This window comes from Ottowia sp., assembly GCF_047601385.1.
GTDB lineage: Bacteria > Pseudomonadota > Gammaproteobacteria > Burkholderiales > Burkholderiaceae_C > Ottowia.
Genome location: NZ_JASGJP010000001.1, coordinates 3,182,058 through 3,197,440, shown reverse-complemented (window position 1 = coordinate 3,197,440; position 15,383 = coordinate 3,182,058). Strand labels below are relative to the sequence as shown.

General features: G+C 70.1%; 18 protein-coding genes. 7 read left to right on the top strand and 11 right to left on the bottom strand.

From position 1 onward, the window contains the following. Positions 1 to 34: 34 nt before the first annotated feature. The 6 genes from QM772_RS15520 to QM772_RS15495 form a co-directional block, all read right to left on the bottom strand. Positions 35 to 244 (bottom strand): DUF2970 domain-containing protein, encoded by a 210-nt coding sequence (locus QM772_RS15520; RefSeq protein ID WP_415138022.1) that lies wholly within the window; start codon positions 242 to 244, stop codon positions 35 to 37. After that, positions 241 to 861 (bottom strand): cytochrome c oxidase assembly protein, encoded by a 621-nt coding sequence (locus tag QM772_RS15515; protein WP_415138020.1) that lies wholly within the window; start codon positions 859 to 861, stop codon positions 241 to 243. Before QM772_RS15515 ends, QM772_RS15520 begins: the two co-directional genes overlap by 4 nt. A 12-nt stretch (positions 862 to 873) precedes the next feature. After that, positions 874 to 990, bottom strand: a complete 117-nt coding sequence (locus QM772_RS15510; RefSeq protein ID WP_415138018.1) for a cytochrome oxidase small assembly protein — start codon at positions 988 to 990, stop codon at positions 874 to 876. 4 nt (positions 991 to 994) lie between these two features. After that, positions 995 to 2,632: a cytochrome c oxidase subunit I gene (ctaD, locus tag QM772_RS15505; protein ID WP_415138016.1), complete on the bottom strand. Its 1,638-nt coding sequence runs from the start codon at positions 2,630 to 2,632 to the stop codon at positions 995 to 997. A 51-nt stretch (positions 2,633 to 2,683) separates the two neighbouring features. After that, positions 2,684 to 4,285 (bottom strand): cytochrome c oxidase subunit II, encoded by a 1,602-nt coding sequence (coxB, locus tag QM772_RS15500; RefSeq protein WP_415139620.1) that lies wholly within the window; start codon positions 4,283 to 4,285, stop codon positions 2,684 to 2,686. 113 nt (positions 4,286 to 4,398) lie between these two features. Then, on the bottom strand, positions 4,399 to 5,310 hold the full coding sequence (locus QM772_RS15495; RefSeq protein WP_415138014.1) for a class I SAM-dependent methyltransferase: 912 nt from the start codon (positions 5,308 to 5,310) through the stop codon (positions 4,399 to 4,401). Positions 5,311 to 5,334: 24 nt separating this feature from the next. Between QM772_RS15495 and QM772_RS15490 the strand changes: the two genes are divergently transcribed. Further along, positions 5,335 to 6,024, top strand: coding sequence for a phosphoribosyltransferase family protein (locus QM772_RS15490; RefSeq protein ID WP_415138012.1), 690 nt, complete (start codon positions 5,335 to 5,337; stop codon positions 6,022 to 6,024). Positions 6,025 to 6,031: 7 nt separating this feature from the next. Then, positions 6,032 to 6,523, top strand: a complete 492-nt coding sequence (trmL, locus tag QM772_RS15485; RefSeq protein ID WP_415138010.1) for a tRNA (uridine(34)/cytosine(34)/5-carboxymethylaminomethyluridine(34)-2'-O)-methyltransferase TrmL — start codon at positions 6,032 to 6,034, stop codon at positions 6,521 to 6,523. Here the strand turns inward: trmL and QM772_RS15480 are convergent. From QM772_RS15480 to QM772_RS15470, 3 genes are all read right to left on the bottom strand, one after another. Further along, on the bottom strand, positions 6,514 to 6,966 hold the full coding sequence (locus QM772_RS15480) for a MaoC family dehydratase (RefSeq protein ID WP_415138008.1): 453 nt from the start codon (positions 6,964 to 6,966) through the stop codon (positions 6,514 to 6,516). The two genes, trmL and QM772_RS15480, sit on opposite strands and share 10 nt — an antisense overlap. A 36-nt stretch (positions 6,967 to 7,002) precedes the next feature. Further along, positions 7,003 to 7,641 carry a ParA family protein gene (locus QM772_RS15475; RefSeq protein WP_415138006.1) on the bottom strand — a complete coding sequence of 213 codons (639 nt, stop codon included), beginning with the start codon at positions 7,639 to 7,641 and terminating at the stop codon, positions 7,003 to 7,005. Between the two features lie 197 nt (positions 7,642 to 7,838). Then, on the bottom strand, positions 7,839 to 8,597 hold the full coding sequence (locus QM772_RS15470) for a sulfite exporter TauE/SafE family protein (protein WP_415138004.1): 759 nt from the start codon (positions 8,595 to 8,597) through the stop codon (positions 7,839 to 7,841). A 47-nt stretch (positions 8,598 to 8,644) separates the two neighbouring features. Between QM772_RS15470 and QM772_RS15465 the strand changes: the two genes are divergently transcribed. Further along, positions 8,645 to 9,085: a DUF1841 family protein gene (locus QM772_RS15465; RefSeq protein WP_415138002.1), complete on the top strand. Its 441-nt coding sequence runs from the start codon at positions 8,645 to 8,647 to the stop codon at positions 9,083 to 9,085. A 114-nt stretch (positions 9,086 to 9,199) separates the two neighbouring features. Here QM772_RS15465 and QM772_RS15460 read toward each other — a convergent pair whose 3' ends face one another. Further along, positions 9,200 to 9,874 carry a c-type cytochrome gene (locus QM772_RS15460; protein WP_415138000.1) on the bottom strand — a complete coding sequence of 225 codons (675 nt, stop codon included), beginning with the start codon at positions 9,872 to 9,874 and terminating at the stop codon, positions 9,200 to 9,202. A 122-nt stretch (positions 9,875 to 9,996) separates the two neighbouring features. On the opposite strand from QM772_RS15460, the gene QM772_RS15455 reads away from it, so the two are divergent. From QM772_RS15455 to QM772_RS15445, 3 genes are read left to right on the top strand one after another with little or no spacing between them, the layout of a single operon-like run. Further along, complete coding sequence (locus QM772_RS15455; RefSeq protein ID WP_415137998.1) at positions 9,997 to 10,839, top strand: AAA family ATPase; 843 nt, start codon at positions 9,997 to 9,999, stop codon at positions 10,837 to 10,839. Positions 10,840 to 10,863: 24 nt separating this feature from the next. After that, the gene (locus QM772_RS15450) at positions 10,864 to 11,466 is read left to right on the top strand and encodes a GNAT family N-acetyltransferase (protein WP_415137996.1); all 603 of its coding nucleotides are present in this window, start codon (positions 10,864 to 10,866) and stop codon (positions 11,464 to 11,466) included. Positions 11,467 to 11,484: 18 nt separating this feature from the next. Next, positions 11,485 to 12,672, top strand: coding sequence for a vWA domain-containing protein (locus QM772_RS15445; protein ID WP_415137994.1), 1,188 nt, complete (start codon positions 11,485 to 11,487; stop codon positions 12,670 to 12,672). Between the two features lie 6 nt (positions 12,673 to 12,678). Here QM772_RS15445 and QM772_RS15440 read toward each other — a convergent pair whose 3' ends face one another. Further along, positions 12,679 to 13,236 (bottom strand): hemerythrin domain-containing protein, encoded by a 558-nt coding sequence (locus QM772_RS15440; RefSeq protein ID WP_415137992.1) that lies wholly within the window; start codon positions 13,234 to 13,236, stop codon positions 12,679 to 12,681. A 135-nt stretch (positions 13,237 to 13,371) separates the two neighbouring features. Between QM772_RS15440 and QM772_RS15435 the strand changes: the two genes are divergently transcribed. Continuing rightward, positions 13,372 to 15,261 carry an autotransporter assembly complex protein TamA gene (locus QM772_RS15435; protein ID WP_415137990.1) on the top strand — a complete coding sequence of 630 codons (1,890 nt, stop codon included), beginning with the start codon at positions 13,372 to 13,374 and terminating at the stop codon, positions 15,259 to 15,261. Positions 15,262 to 15,383 lie beyond the last annotated feature (122 nt).

The following is a 15,383-nucleotide window of genomic DNA, read 5'->3' as shown; positions in this document are numbered from 1 at the left end:
TGGCGGGCGCTGGGGGCCAATTTCATCATGATCCTCAGGCGCTGCCGCCGGCCACCCAGTTGACCAGGCCCGCCAGCGCCAGCACCAGCAGCACGGCGGCGATCAGGCCGGCCGCGATGACGTGGAACGGGTTGACCTGCGCCAGATCCTTTTCGTATTCGCCCTTCTTGCGGACGCCGAGCAGGCCCCAGCCGACCATGCGCAGCGAACGCCAGAACGAGGGCGGGGCCTGTTGCGGCTTCATGCGGCGGCCCCCGGCTTGACGTGCGGGCCAGCGCTGGCCGACTCGGGCGGCGGCGGCACCTTGCCGCCCACCTCGAAGAAGGTGTAGGACAGCGTGATGGTGGTCACGTCCCTGGGCAGCCTGGGGTCGATGACGAAGGCCACCGGCCAGGTCTTCTTCTCGCCCGGCTCCAGCGTGTACTGGTTGAAGCAGAAGCACTCCAGCTTGGTGAAGTGCGGCGCCGCCTGGCGCGGCGCGTAGCTGGGAATGGCCTGCGCGGCCATGCGCCGGTCCTGCACGTTCTGGAACTCGTACATCACGGTGGCCAGCTCGCCCGGGTGCACCTGGATCGAGCGCTGCGCCGGCTTGAAGTGCCACGGCCCGCGCGCGTTGGCGTCGAACTCGACGGTGATGGTGCGGCTCGCGTCCACCTGCGTGTTGCCGGCCGACTTCAGGGCGCCCGCCCCGGCGGCGCCGTTGCCCGGCACCTGCCGTTCGGCCAGCGAGAGGATGTTGATGCCGGTGGCCTCGCAGATGGCGCGGTACAGCGGGATCATGGCGTAGCCGAACGCGAACATGCCGGCCGCCACGACGGCCAGCTTGCCCACCATCCTGAGGTTTTCGGCGCGCAGCCCCACGACAGCCCCTTTTCAGCCGCTCAGCAGCGCCATGCGCACGAAGAAGCCGGCGAAGAACGCGGCCGCCACCGACGCCAGGATCAGCCCCAGGCGGACGTTGCGCTTGCGTTGCTCGTCGGTCGCGGCCATGGCGTCAGCCCACCACGCGGGTGGCGGTGGCGTCCAGCTTGGGCGGGTTCTCGAAGGTGTGGAAGGGCGCCGGCGACGGCACTTCCCACTCCAGGCCCTCGGCGCCTTCCCAGGGACGCTGCGGCGCCTTGTCGCCCTGGCCGCGCATGCAGGGCAGCACGACGAACAGGAAGAAATACACCTGGGCGAAGCCGAAGAAGAAGGCACCGACCGAGGCCACCATGTTGAAGTCGGCGAACTGCATCGGGTAGTCGGCGTAGCGGCGCGGCATGCCCGCCAGGCCCAGGAAGTGCATCGGGAAGAAGGTGACGTTGAACGAGATCAGCGACCACCAGAAGTGGATCTGCCCACGCCGCTCGTTGTACATCACCCCCGTCCACTTGGGTACCCAGTAATAGAAGCCGGCGAACAGCGCGAACAGCGAGCCGGCCACCAGCACGTAGTGGAAGTGGGCGACGATGTAGTAGGTGTCCTGGATCTGGATGTCGATCGGCGCCACGGACGGGATCAGCCCGGTGAAGCCGCCGATGGTGAACACGAAGATGAAGCCCACCGAGAACAGCATCGGCGTCTCGAAGGTCATCGAGCCGCGCCACATGGTGGCGATCCAGTTGAAGATCTTCACCGCCGTGGGCACGGCGATCAGCATGGTGGCGTACATGAAGAACAGCTGCCCCGTCACCGGCATGCCGGTGGTGAACATGTGGTGCGCCCACACGATGAACGACAGGATGGCGATGGCCGAGGTGGCGTACACCATCGAGGCGTAGCCGAACAGCCGCTTGCGCGCGAACGCCGGCACCACCTGGCTGATGATGCCGAAGGCGGGCAGGATCATGATGTAGACCTCGGGGTGACCGAAGAACCAGAAGATGTGCTGGTACATCACCGGGTCGCCGCCGCCGGCGGGGTTGAAGAAGCTGGTGCCGAAGTGGCGGTCGGTCAGCGTCATGGTGATGGCGCCGGCCAGCACGGGCATCACGGCGATCAGCAGGTAGGCGGTGATCAGCCAGGTCCAGGCGAACATCGGCATCTTCATCAGCGTCATGCCGGGCGCGCGCATGTTCAGGATGGTGACGATGATGTTGATGGCGCCCATGATCGAGCTGGCGCCCATGATGTGCATGGCGAAGATGCCGGCGTCCATGCTGGGGCCCATCTGCAGCGTCAGCGGGGCGTACAGCGTCCAGCCGGCGGCGGGGGCGCCGCCGGGCATGAAGAAGGAGCCCACCAGCATCAGGCCGGCCGGGATCAGCAGCCAGAAGCTGAAGTTGTTCATGCGCGCGAACGCCATGTCGGAGGCGCCGATCTGCAGCGGGATCATCCAGTTCGCGAAACCCACGAAGGCCGGCATGATGGCGCCGAACACCATGATCAGCCCGTGCATGGTGGTGAGCTGGTTGAACAGCTCGGGGTTCACCACCTGCAGGCCGGGCTTGAACAGCTCGGCGCGGATCAACAGCGCCAGGATGCCGCCCACCATCAGCATGGCGAAGGAAAACAGCATGTACAGCGTGCCGATGTCCTTGTGGTTGGTGGCGAACAGCCAGCGGCGCCAGCCGGTGGGCCCGTGGTGCCCGTGATGGTCGTCGTGCGCGTGGTCGTGGTGACCGGCGTGGGAGCCGGGAAGAACGGCGCTCATGGTGTTACTCCGGAAAGGGGTGCGCTCAATGCGAGGGTGTACGAACGGCCATCAGCCCGCGGACACGATGTCGACGCGGCGGGCCTGGCTGTCGCTGCCCTGCCCCGCGGTGATGGCCTGCGGCTTGCGCATATCGATGCGCTCGGCCGCCACGCCGGCGGCCTGCAATGCGTCGCGCACGGTCTGCGCGCGCTTCTTGGCCAGTTCCTCGTTGGCCGCGGCGCTGCCCGTGGAATCCACGAAGCCCGACAGCGCGACCTTGGCATCGCCGTGGCTCTTGAGATAGTCGGCGGCGGACCTGACCACCTGCTCGGCCTCGCCGCTCAGGCTGAATTCGCCGGTGGCGAAGAACACCTGGAACGGCAGGCCGGCCGGCGCGGCGGCGGTCTCCGAAGCCGGCTGCGCGGGTGCGGGCGCGGCCTCGGCGGCGGGGGCCGCCGCGGGAGCCGCGCCTGAACCGCCGCCCTCCGGAAACTTCCCGGCGCGCGCATCCTTGAACTCCGAGGGCTGGACCACCGTGCCCGTCTTGTTGGTCCAGTGGTTCTTGGTGTAGGTGGTCACGGCCGCCAGCTCGACGTCGGACAGCTGCTTCCAGGACGGCATGGCGCCGTTGTTGCGGCCCTCCAGCAGCACGTGCATCTGCTCGGCCGCGGCGCCCAGCACCACGGGGCTGCCGTCCAGCGCCTTGATGGCGCCGCCGCCCTTGCCGCTCTCCAGGTGGCAGGCGGCGCAGTTGGCGGCGTAGACCTTCTCGCCGCGCGCCACCAGCTCGGGCAGCGTCCAGACCTTGTTGGGATCATCGGCCAGGGCGGCCAGGCGCTTCTTCTCGGCCTCGACCCAGGCGGTGTACTCGCCCTGCGGCAGCACCTTCACGTGGATCGGCATGTAGGCGTGCTCCTTGCCGCACAGCTCGGCGCACTGGCCGTAGAAATCGCCCGTCTGCTCGGCGCGGAACCAGGTGTCGCGCACGAAGCCGGGGATGGCGTCCTGCTTGACGCCGAAGGCCGGCACCATCCAGGCGTGAATCACGTCGTTGGCGGTGGTGATGATGCGCACCTTCTTGCCCACCGGCACCACCAGGGGCTTGTCGACGCGCAGCAGGTAGTCGTCGCCCTCGGGCGTGCCGGCGTCGGACAGCGCGCGCTGCGAGGAATCCAGCGTGGACAGGAAGGCGATGCCCTCGCCCTCGCCCTTGAGGTAGTCGTAGCCCCACTTCCACTGGTAGCCGGTGGCCTTGATGGTGAGGTCGGCATTGGTGGTGTCCTTCATGGCCACCACCACCTTGGTCGCCGGCAGGGCCAGCCCGATGATGATGAGAAAGGGCGCCAGGGTCCAGAGCACCTCGACCACCACCGACTCGTGGAAGGCCGCCGGCTTGGCGCCCAGCGACTTGCGGTGCTTCCAGATCGAATAGAACATGACCGCGAACACGGCCACGAAGATCACCGAGCAGATGATCAGCATCATCCAGTGCAGCCATTGCTGCTCTTCGGCGATCCGGGTGACGGGCGGGTGCAGATTGAGCTGGTTGACGGCGGGGCCGCCGGGCAGGTCGTTCACCTTGGCGGCGTGGACCGCGCTGGTGGCCCATGCCGCCGTCCAGAGGGCGGCGTGGCGCGGCAAGCCGGCCACCTTGGATGCAATGCTCTTCATCGTGCTCACGTCTTTGATCTGCTCAATCACAAACACTTCCTGCCCGCGCGGCGCGGCGCGGGCCGCCCAGGGGCGCGCTCGTGGCGGCGAGTGTACCCGACTCGCGGTGCCGCTCAGGGGGCGCCAGGCTTGCGATGGCGCTGGCGCAGCGCGTCCTGCATGGCGGTCAGCGGGATGGCGGTTTCGGGCGCCAGCGCATGGCGCGGCGCGGCCTTCAGCGCATGGCCGTAGATGAGCTCGAAGGTCAGGCGCAGCGGCCCGCCGCCGGGCGGGCGCAGCCGCTCGTCCAGGGCCGTTTCCAGCCGCCTGCGCCAGGCCGGCGCGCGCAGCGCGGCGTGGCGGCCGGGGTGCTGGTTGCGGCCCAGCTCGCGCAGCTCGGCCAGCAGGCGCGCGGGCGTGTCGTAGGTCAGCGTGAGGTGCTCCATGTCCATCACCGGCTCGGCGAAGCCGGCGGCGACCAGCTGGTCGCCCCAGTCGTGCATGTCGGTGAAGGCCTGCGCCGGCGGCGGCCAGCCCTCGGCCGCGTACAGCGCGCGCAGCTCGCGCAGGGTGTCGGGCCCCAGGCACGAGAACATGACGAAGCCGTCCGGCGACAGCACACGGTGCCAGTCGGCCAGCAGCGCCTGCGGGTCGGCGACCTGGTGCGCCAGCATGTTGGCCCACACCAGTTGCATCGCCCCCTCGGGCGGCGCGGCCACCAGGGCTCGCGCCTGCGCGGCGCGAGCCCAGCGCCGCCACCAGGGAGTTGCTTCCTTTTCGATAGCTGACAGCGCATGCCCTGCCTGCGCCGAGACCCGAAAAGACTCCGCATCCGGGTAATGCGCCGCCACCAGCTCGTGGCCGGCCAGGCCGCTGCGCGCCGGCTCCCAGTGCGCCCAGCGCCGCACCGGCAGCCGGATCACGGCCAGCCGCTCGGCCATGCGGCGCGCCACCTCCTCGTGCAGCCAGGGCGTGCGGGCGTGCGGCCGCGCCGCCCAGCGCCGCGCGGCGCTGGGGTCGATGGTGGGCGGAAGGTCGGTGGCCATGGGTCGCGGCAGTATATTGAGCCGATGCTCTCCCGCACCGACTGGCCCGGCCAGTGCCTGATCTGCCGCGCCTGGCCCGCCGCCACGCTGTGCCCGCGCTGCGTGGCGCGTTTCGGCGCCCCGGTGCCGCGCTGCGAAGGCTGCGCGCTGCCGCTGCCGCTGCCGGCGGGGGCGGCGCGCTGCGGCGCCTGCCTGCGCGAGCCGCCGCCGTTCGAGCGCTGCCTGGTCGCCGCCGGCTACGGCTGGCCCTGGGCGCGCTGCATCGGGCAGTTCAAGTTCCGGGGCGATCCGGGCCTGGCCGCGCCGCTGGCGGCGATGCTGGTGGCCGCGCCCGGCGTGGCGCAGGCGCTGGCCGAGGCGGACCTGGTGCTGCCCGTGCCGCTGTCGGCCGAGCGCCTGAGCGAGCGCGGCTACAACCCGGCACAACTGCTGGCGCAGGCGATGGCGCCCGGGCGCGTGCGCACCGGCCTGCTGCTGCGCCCGCGCCACACGCCGCCGCAGCACGGCCTGCCGCGCGCCGAACGGCTGAAGAACGTGCGCGGCGCCTACGCGGTCGATCCGCCGAAGGCGCCGCTGCTGCACGGCCGCCGCGTGGCGCTGGTGGACGACGTGATGACCACCGGCGCCAGCCTGCGCGAGGCGGCCCGCGCCCTGCGCGATGCCGGCGCGGCGCACGTCACCGCCCTCGCCTTCGCGCGCACCGACGAACCCTGAGCCCGCCATGTTCCACATCGTCCTGGTCGAACCCGAGATCCCGCCCAACACCGGCAACGTGATCCGGCTGGCGGCCAACACCGGCTGCACGCTGCACCTGATCGAGCCGCTGGGCTTCTCGATGGACGACAAGCACATGCGCCGCGCGGGCCTGGACTACCACGAATACGCCGAGGTGCGCCGCCACGCCGGCTGGGACGCCTTCCTGGCCGCGCAGCAGCCCGACCCCGCGCGCCTGTTCGCGCTGACCACGCGCGGCACGCGCCTGTTGCACGAGGTGCGCTTTCAGCCCGGCGACTGGCTGGTGTTCGGCGCCGAGACGCGCGGCCTGCCGCCGGCGCTGCGCGCAGCCATCGCGCCCGCGCAGCAACTGCGGCTGCCCATGCGCGCCGGCCAGCGCAGCCTGAACCTGTCGAACGCCGTGGCCGTGAGCGTGTTCGAGGCCTGGCGGCAGAACGGCTTCAGCGGGCCAGCCGGCGGCCCGAACGCTCAGGTGTAGTACCTGACCACCGCCTCGGCGACGCACGCGGGCTTGTCCGCGCCTTCGCGCTCGATGGTGTTCTTCCACGTCAGTTGCATGCCGCCCTCGATGGGCGCGGCCTCCAGCAGCTCGGAGCGCAGGCGCACCCGGCTGCCGGCCGGCACGGGCGAGGTGAAGCGCACGCGGTTCAGCCCGTAGTTGACGCCCATGCGCACGTTCTCGATCCGCAGAGAACGCATCACCAGGCCCGCCAGCAGCGACAGCGTCATGAAGCCGTGCGCGATGGTGGCGCCGAAAGGGCCGGTCTTGGCGCGCTCCGGGTCCACGTGGATCCATTGGTGGTCGCCGGTGGCGTCGGCGAACTGGTCGATGGCCTGCTGCGTGACCGTATGCCAGTCGCTCACGGCGACTTCCTGCCCGACGCAGGCCGCCAGTTCGGCGAGGGTGTCGAAAGCTCTCATGGCCGGCAGTCTAGCGATGCTGCCGCGCGCCATCTATCAAGCAGGCGACTGGGCGGAGGGTTTGTCGAGCCAGCGGCGGATGCCCTGCCACTGCTCCAGGTCGCGCTGCACGCGGCCGGGCGCGACGTCGAACAGCGTCAGCCCGCGCGCGGCCAGGTGCACGTAGGTCTGCGTCGGCCGCAGCAGGCCCAGCACGGGCTGCGCCAGCCCGTCCAGGAAGTGGCGCAGCTGCTCGGCGGCGAGCGTGCGCTCGTCCACCCGCACGCCCACCAGGCCGATGCGGCGCTGGCCGCCGCCCTTCAGCTCGGCCACCTGGTCGATGAAATCGCGCGTGGCGTAGATGTCGAAGATGCTGGGCTGCACCGGCACCAGCACCTGGTCGGCCAGGCGCATCACCTCCTTCAGGCGGGCGCCGTGCAGGCCGGCGGGCGTGTCCAGCACCACGTGCGTGGTGCCGCGCGGCGGGCGCACGATGGCGTCGCGCTGCACCTCCCAGGCGGTGATGGGGCGCGCGGCCTCGGGCCGCAGGCCCAGCCACAGGCGCGAGGACTGCTGGCGGTCCACGTCGCCCAGCATGACGGCGTGGCCCCGGCTGGCGAAATAACCGGCCACGTTGGTGGCCAGCGTGGACTTGCCCACGCCGCCCTTGGGGTTGGCGATGACGACCACCGGCATGGTTTCCCTCCTGTTAAAAATGCCCCCGCGCTCCCCCGCTTCGCGTGGTGCGCTGCCCCCCGAGGGGGCCGTTTTTGCCTTGGGACGGCCCGGCGGCAAAAAGCCAATCGCTATGTTAGCGGCAAGCCTGGGTTACTGATGAAATCGGGCGCCAGCGCTCGCCCATCAAGCGCTGGCAGCTATTCTTAGCATAGCAATCAGCCGCTCAACGCGTCCCACACCAGCTTCAGGCCCGTCAGCAGCATGCCGGCGTGGATGAAGCGGTAGAACAACTGCTGGCCGATGCGCCGCGCGATGCGCACGCCGATCCACACGCCCAGCGGCGCCAGCGGCAGCAGCACCAGCGAGGTGGCCAGGTTGCGCCCGTCCAGCAGCCCCAGCCCCGCGTAGGGCACCCACTTGGCCAGGTTGATGACGAAGAAGTAGAACGCCATGGTGCCGGTGAAGCGCAGCGGCGAGAGCCCCATTGGAATCACGTAGGCGTTGAGCGGCGGCCCGCCCGCATGCGCCACGAAGCTGGTGAAGCCCGAGGTGGCCGACAGCAGCGCGCCCGCCCAGCGCGGCGGCGGCGCGCTGCCGGGGCGCGGCGGGAACAGCAGCCGCTGCGCCAGGAACAGCAGCGTGCACACGCCCACGATGCCCGCCACCCAGCGCGCCTCCAGCAGGCGGAACATGAGCGCGCCGACGGCGATGCCCGCCAGCCCCCAGGGCAGCAGGAACTTCAGCAAGGCGCGGTCGAAGTCCCTGCGGAAGGCGGCGATGCCCAGCAGGTCCATCACCAGCAGCACCGGCATCAGGATGGCCGCGGCCTGCGGCACCGTGACGCTGAGGGCCATCAGCGGCACCGCCAGCGAGCCGAAGCCGGCGCCGAAGCCGCTCTTGCTGACGCCCAGCAGCAGCACCGCCGGCACGGCGGCGGCGTAGAACTGCCCGTCGGTGATGAGCGCGAAAGCCAAGCGCCGCACTGTAGCCGCGCCCGGCCGGCGTGTTAGCCTCGCGCCCCATGTTCGCACCCTCCCAGGCCGAAGTCCGGCGCTTCTTCTGCGGCGCCTGGGCCAAGTCGCGCGCGGGCCAGCCGCTGGAAGCCATCGAGACGCTGGCGGCCGGCTGGGTGGCCGAGCACCCCGAATGGCACACCGACCTGGCCGACGCCGACGCCGCCGTGGCGCGGGTCTACGGCGAAGGCGCGGTGGGCGGCAACCCGTTCCTGCACCTGTCGATGCACCTGGCCATCAGCGAGCAGTGCAGCATCGACCAGCCGCGCGGCATCCGGCAGGCGGTGGAACTGCTGGCGCACCGGCGCGCCAGCCTGCACCAAGCGCACCACGAGGTGATGGAGTGCCTCGGCCAGATGCTGGCCGACGCGCAAGCAGCGGGCCGCGCGCCCGACGGCGACGCCTACGTCGCCTGCGTGCAGCGGCGCGCCACCGCCGACAGCCTGTAAAACTACTGTTCTGATAGCTGCCGGCGCTTGTCTGACGGGCGCTGGAGGCCGATTTGTCTTATAGAAAGCACGAGGCCCGCACGCGGCGGGCCTGGCGGAAAAACGCAAATCCGATCAGCGGAACTTGCGCTGCGGCACCGTCTTCAGCTCGCCCGGCAGCGAGGCGATGTACTTGGCGATGACCTTCAGCTCGGCCTCGGAATACTGCTTGGCCATGCCGGCCATCACCGGGTTGCCGCGGCCCCAGGTGTGGTGGGTGTCGTCGCGGTAGGCCTTGAGCGCGGCGTACAGGTAGTCGGCGTGCTGGCCGGCCAGCTTGGGGTAGCTGGGGTCGATGCCCTTGGAGAAGTTGTCGCCGTGGCAGGACACGCAGGCGCCTTTTTGCAGCAGCGCCGCCGCCTGGGCGTTGGCCGCGGGCGGCGCCGGCAGCTCGGGCGCGCCGCCCGAGGGCACGCCGTCGTGCGCGTAGTAGGCCGCCACGTCGGCGATGTCCTGGTCGGTCAGCGAGCCGGCGATACCGCGCATGCTGGGGTGCTTGCGGTCGCCCTTGCGGTAGGCCTCCAGCGCCGCCGCGAGGTACTTCTCGCTCTGGCCGGAGATCTTCGGCACCCTGTAGACCTCGGGGAAGGTGGCCTGGTAGCCCACGATGCCGTGGCAGCCGATGCACATGGCCACCTTGGCGGCGCCGGCCTTGGCATCGCCGGGCTTGGCTTCCTGGGCCTGGGCGGGCAGCGTGGCCGCCAGCGCGAGGGCCAGGGCAGCAAACATCGGGGACAAAGCTGTTTTCATTTTGCGCGCACAATCCAAGAGTGGCTTGACCAAATCGGGGCGAATTTTTGGGCCCGATTGTAATCAAGCTCTCCCTCCTCGCCGGCTCTCGGCCGACCCGCCACCCCCCGCTCCGCTCCGACATGAAATTCCAAGGCTCCGAAAACTACGTCGCCACGCAGGATCTGATGCTGGCCGTCAACGCCGCCATCACCCTCAAGCGCCCGCTGCTGGTCAAGGGCGAACCCGGCACCGGCAAGACCATGCTGGCCGAGGAAGTGGCCGAGGCGCTGAAGCTGCCGCTGCTGCAATGGCACATCAAGAGCACCACCAAAGCGCAGCAGGGCCTGTACGAGTACGACGCGGTGAGCCGCCTGCGCGACAGCCAGCTCGGCGACGACCGCGTGAAGGACATCCACAACTACATCGTCAAGGGCGTGCTGTGGCAGGCGTTCACGGCCGACGAGCCGGTGGCCCTGCTGATCGACGAGATCGACAAGGCCGACATCGAATTCCCCAACGACCTGCTGCGCGAGCTCGACCGCATGGAGTTCCACTGCTACGAGACGCGCGAGACCATTCGCGCGAAGCAGCGGCCCGTGGTCTTCATCACCTCCAACAACGAGAAGGAGCTGCCCGACGCCTTCCTGCGCCGCTGCTTCTTCCACTACATCAAGTTCCCTGAAGCCGAGACGATGAAGCAGATCGTCGACGTGCACTTCCCCAGCCTGAAGAAAGAGCTGCTGTCGGCCGCCATGAAGGTGTTCTACGACGTGCGCGGCCTGCCGGGGCTGAAGAAGAAGCCCTCCACCAGCGAGCTGATCGACTGGCTCAAGCTGCTGGTGGCCGAGGACATTCCGCTGGAGGCGCTGCAAAGCAAGGACGACAAGGTCGCCGTGCCGCCGCTGGTGGGCGCGCTGCTGAAGAACGAGCAGGACGTGACGCTGTTCGAGAAGCTGGTGTTCATGAACCAGCGCAACCGCTGACGAGCCCCGCCAGGAGTCCCGCGCATGGCCTTCGTCGAGCCCGTCGTCCTGCGCGATCGCGGCGTGCGGCTGGAGCCGCTGGCGCTGTCGCACGAAGCGGGGCTGGCCGCCGCGGCCGCCGACGGCGAACTGTGGAAGATCCGCGTCACCTCGGTGCCCGAGCCGCAGGACACGCGCGCCTACGTCGAGACGGCGCTGAAGATGCGCGCCGAGGGCACGCGCTTCGCCTTCGCCGTGCTCGATGAAGCCAGCGGCACGGTACTGGGCTGCACCAGCTACCACGACATCGCGCCCGCGCTCAGGCGCGTGGAGATCGGCTGGACGTGGTACCGCCAGAGCGCGCAGCGCACGCACGTCAACACCACGTGCAAGCTGATGATGATGGGCCACGCCTTCGAACGCTTGAGCTGCGCCGTGGTGGGCTGGCGCACCGACAACTACAACTTCGCCAGCCAGCGCGCCATCGAGCGCCTGGGCGCCAAGCGGGACGGCGTGATCCGCCACCACGCCCCGCGCCGCGACGGCACCGTGCGCGACACCGTGATGTACAGCATGCTGGCCGGCGAGTGGCCCGAGGCCCGGGCGCAGCTGCTCTACCTTTTGCAGCGCTATGCGCCCGCCGACTGAGCGCAGGAAGGTCTTTTCATGCTGATCGATTTCTTCTACACCCTGCGCGCCGCCAAACTGCCGGTGTCGGTCAAGGAATTCCTCACCCTGCTGGAAGCCTTGGAGGCCAACGTGGTCGGCCCGAACCAGCCCGAGGCGTGCAGCATCGACGACTTCTACTACCTGGCGCGCACCGCGCTGGTCAAGGACGAGAAGCACTTCGACAAGTTCGACCGCGCCTTCGCCGCCTACTTCAAGGGCGTGGAGATGCTGGCCGACTTCCGCAAGGAGATTCCGGCCGACTGGCTGCGCAAGGTGCTTGAAAAGGAACTGTCCCCCGAGGAAAAGGCCGCCATCGAGAAGATGGGCTGGGACGAGCTGATGGAGACGCTCAAGAAGCGCCTGGAGGAGCAGAAGGAGCGCCACGAAGGCGGCAGCAAGTGGATCGGCACCGGCGGCACCAGCCCCTTCGGCCATGGGGGCTACAACCCGCAGGGCATCCGCATCGGCGGCAAGGGCAAGAACCGCAGCGCCGTGAAGGTGTGGGACCAGCGCGCCTACAAGGACTACGACGACACGCAGGAACTCGGCACGCGCAACATCAAGGTCGCCCTGCGCCGCCTGCGCCGCTTCGCCCGCACCGGCAGCGAGCTGGAGCTGGACCTGCCCGACACCATCCGCTCCACCGCCGCCAACGCCGGCTGGCTGGACATCCGCATGGTGCCCGAGCGGCACAACAACGTGAAGGTGCTGCTGCTGATGGACGTGGGCGGCACCATGGACGAGCACATCCAGCGCGTGGAAGAACTCTTTTCAGCGGTGAAGGCCGAGCTGAAGCACCTGGAGTTCTACTACTTCCACAACTGCGTCTATGACTTCATGTGGAAGAACAACCGGCGCCGCTTCGCCGAGAAGTTCCCCACCTGGGACATCATCCGCAAGTACAACAAGGACTACAAGCTGATCTTCGTCGGCGACGCGACGATGAGCCCCTACGAGATCCTCCAGCCCGGCGGCAGCGTCGAATACAACAACGAGGAGCCGGGCGCCGAATGGCTTCAGCGCCTCACGCACGCCTTCCCCAAGTTCGTGTGGATCAACCCCGAGCCGCAGGGCGTGTGGCAGTACCGCCAGAGCATCGCCGTCATCCAGCAGCTCATGGGCCAGCGCATGGTGCCGCTGACGCTCAAGGGGCTGGAAGACGCCATGCGTCTGCTCTCCAAATAATAGCTGCTAGCGCCCGCCAGTCCTACGCCGGTCGGCCATTTCATTGCCAATCCGGGCCAGCGCCTCGGTGTCGAAGCGCGGCCGCGCGGCCGGGTAGGCCAGCGTCTCCTCCAGCGGGATGTGGCGCTGGTAGCCGGCGATGAACTCGTCGATCAGCGCGTCGTCTTCCGGCGTCGGCAGCGCCGCCGCCGGGTCGCCCTGCCAGCGCAGCAGCACCTGCCGCAGGCGCGCCCACTGCGCCTCCATGCGCCGGTGGTCGGCCCGCAGCTCGGCGACGGCGGCGCGCACTGCTGCCTGCGGGTGGTCTTCCAGCACCGGGAAGACGTGCAGCTCCTCGTCCTGGTGGTGCAGCGGGCCGGCGAGGTCGAAGTAGCGCAGCACGTCGGCCGCCGCGCTGCGCGAGGCGGCGTCATGCCCGTGCCGGACGACGTGGGCACGCACGCGGCGCAGCAGGTCCAGGCTGCGCCGCACCCGTTCGTGGCAGGCGTGGAGCATCTCGAAGGGCTGCTCGAACCCGACCGACGGCGCGCTGAAGCCCGGCAGGGGTACGCTGGCTGGGAGCATGCGTGCCATTGTGGGCCGCCCGGCCAACGCCCGCCCCGCCCAGGTCAAGAAAGCCGTCACAAACGGACACGCGCCAGACCAGGCCGGGCGCCGAATGCGGCCTTGTCCGACAAGCCCGGCCACTAAACTTCTCGCGTGCCGTCCAAACAACATGCCGCCTGCCTCGCCGCGCTGCTGGCCGCCCTGCTGGCGCCGGGCTGCGCGCTGCTTCGCGCCGACGACGCCGGCCAGCCGGCGCAGCGCGAGGAAACCGCGCGCCGCGGGCAGGCCGACACGCCCCCGGCCGACCCCGCCTTCGACATCCGCGTGGAAGTGGCCGACGACGACCTGCGCGCGCTGGTCGAGCGCCACAACGAACTGCAACGCTACCGCGCCGTGGCCGACCTGGAGGAGACCGAGCTGGCGCGCCTGCTGGTGCTGGCCGAGCGCGACGTGCGCAACCTGCTGGGCACCGAGGGCTACTTCAGCCCCGACGTGAAGCTGCGCCGCGAGGCCACCGCCGGCGCGCGGCCGGTGATCGTGATCGCCATCGCCCCGGGCGAGGCCACCACGGTGCGCAAAGTCAACGTCGAGTTCGAGGGCGACATCGCCGCCACCGCCGATGCCGACGCGCGCGCGCAGCGCGAGCACATCGCGCGCGGCTGGCGCCTGCCCGAGGGCCGCCGCTTCACGCAGGACCGCTGGTCCGGCGCCAAGACCGACGCGCTGCGCCAGCTGGTGGAGCGCCGCTACCCGCGCGGCCAGGTCGGCTACAGCGTGGCCGACGTCGACGCGCCCGCCGCTCAGGCGGCGCTGACCGTGCGGCTGGACTCCGGCCCGCCCTTCCACCTGGGCCCCTCCGTGGTGCGCGGCGCCGAGCGCTACCCCGACTGGCTGCCCGAGCGCCTGTCCTGGCTGGCGCCCGGCGACGTGTACGACCAGAAGAAGCTGGTGGAGGCGCAGCAGCGCCTGGCCGGCAGCGGCTACTACGACTCGGCCTACATCAGCATCGACCCCGAGGGCGACCCCGCCGCCACGCCCGTGACCTACGCCGTCACCGAGGCCAAGCGCCACAAGGTGCAGCTGGGCGTGGGCTACAGCACCGACGGCGGCCCGCGCGTGTCGCTGGAGCACCGCGACAACACCTTCTTCGGCACCTCGTGGCGCGCCGAGACCAAGCTCAACCTGGACCAGAAGGCGCCGCTGCTGCAAACCGAGCTGACCTCGCTGCCCGACGCCGAAGGCTGGCGCAAGGCGGTGTTCGCGCGCCACATGCGGCAGGACGACGGCTCGCTGATCACCACCTCGCAGACCGTCAAGGTCGGCCTGGCCAAGCTCACCGAGCGCTACGACCGCAACTTCTACCTGCAGTACGACCACGCCAACGTCACCGGCGCCGCCAGCGTGGACGCGCCCGCCGCGCTGGTGGGCGACGGCGCCGCCGTCAGCGCCAACTACGCCTGGACGGGCCGCTACTTCGACACCCTGCCCACGCCCACGCGCGGCTTCGGCGTGCAGGCCGACGTAGGCGTGGGCATGACGCTGCTGGGCGAGCGCAAGCCCTTCGCGCGCTTCAACGGCCGCGCGCTCGGCCTGCTGCCGGTGGGCGACGGCGGCAGCCGGCTGGCCGTGCGCGGCGAGCTGGGCGCCATCCTCGCGCCCGACAGCGCGCGGCTGCCCGGCACCTACCTGCTGCGCACCGGCGGCGACACCACCGTGCGCGGCTACGCCTACCGCAGCATCGGCATCCCGCTGGGCGCCAACCCGAACGGCGGCGACTGGATCGGCCCCGGCCGCTACCTGGCGGTGGGCAGCGTGGAGTGGCAGCGCCCCATCCTGCAGGACCGCTTCCCCGGCCTGCTGGAACACACGCTGTTCATCGACGTGGGCGGCGTCGCCAACCGCATCGGCGATTTGCGCCCGCACTGGGGCGTGGGCACCGGCGTGCGGCTGATCTCGCCCGTGGGGCCGATGGAGCTGTCGGTGGCCTACGGCCTGAAGTCCAAACAGTTCCGCCTGCACATGACCGTGGGCTTTGTGTTCTGATGACGGATGCTACCGATTCAGTAGCTGCCAGCGCTGATCCAGCAAGCGCTGGAGGCCAATTTGACTCAAAACCTCCGCGGCCGCGCCGACGCTGGCCGCGCGCCCTCGCCTGGGGGCTGGGC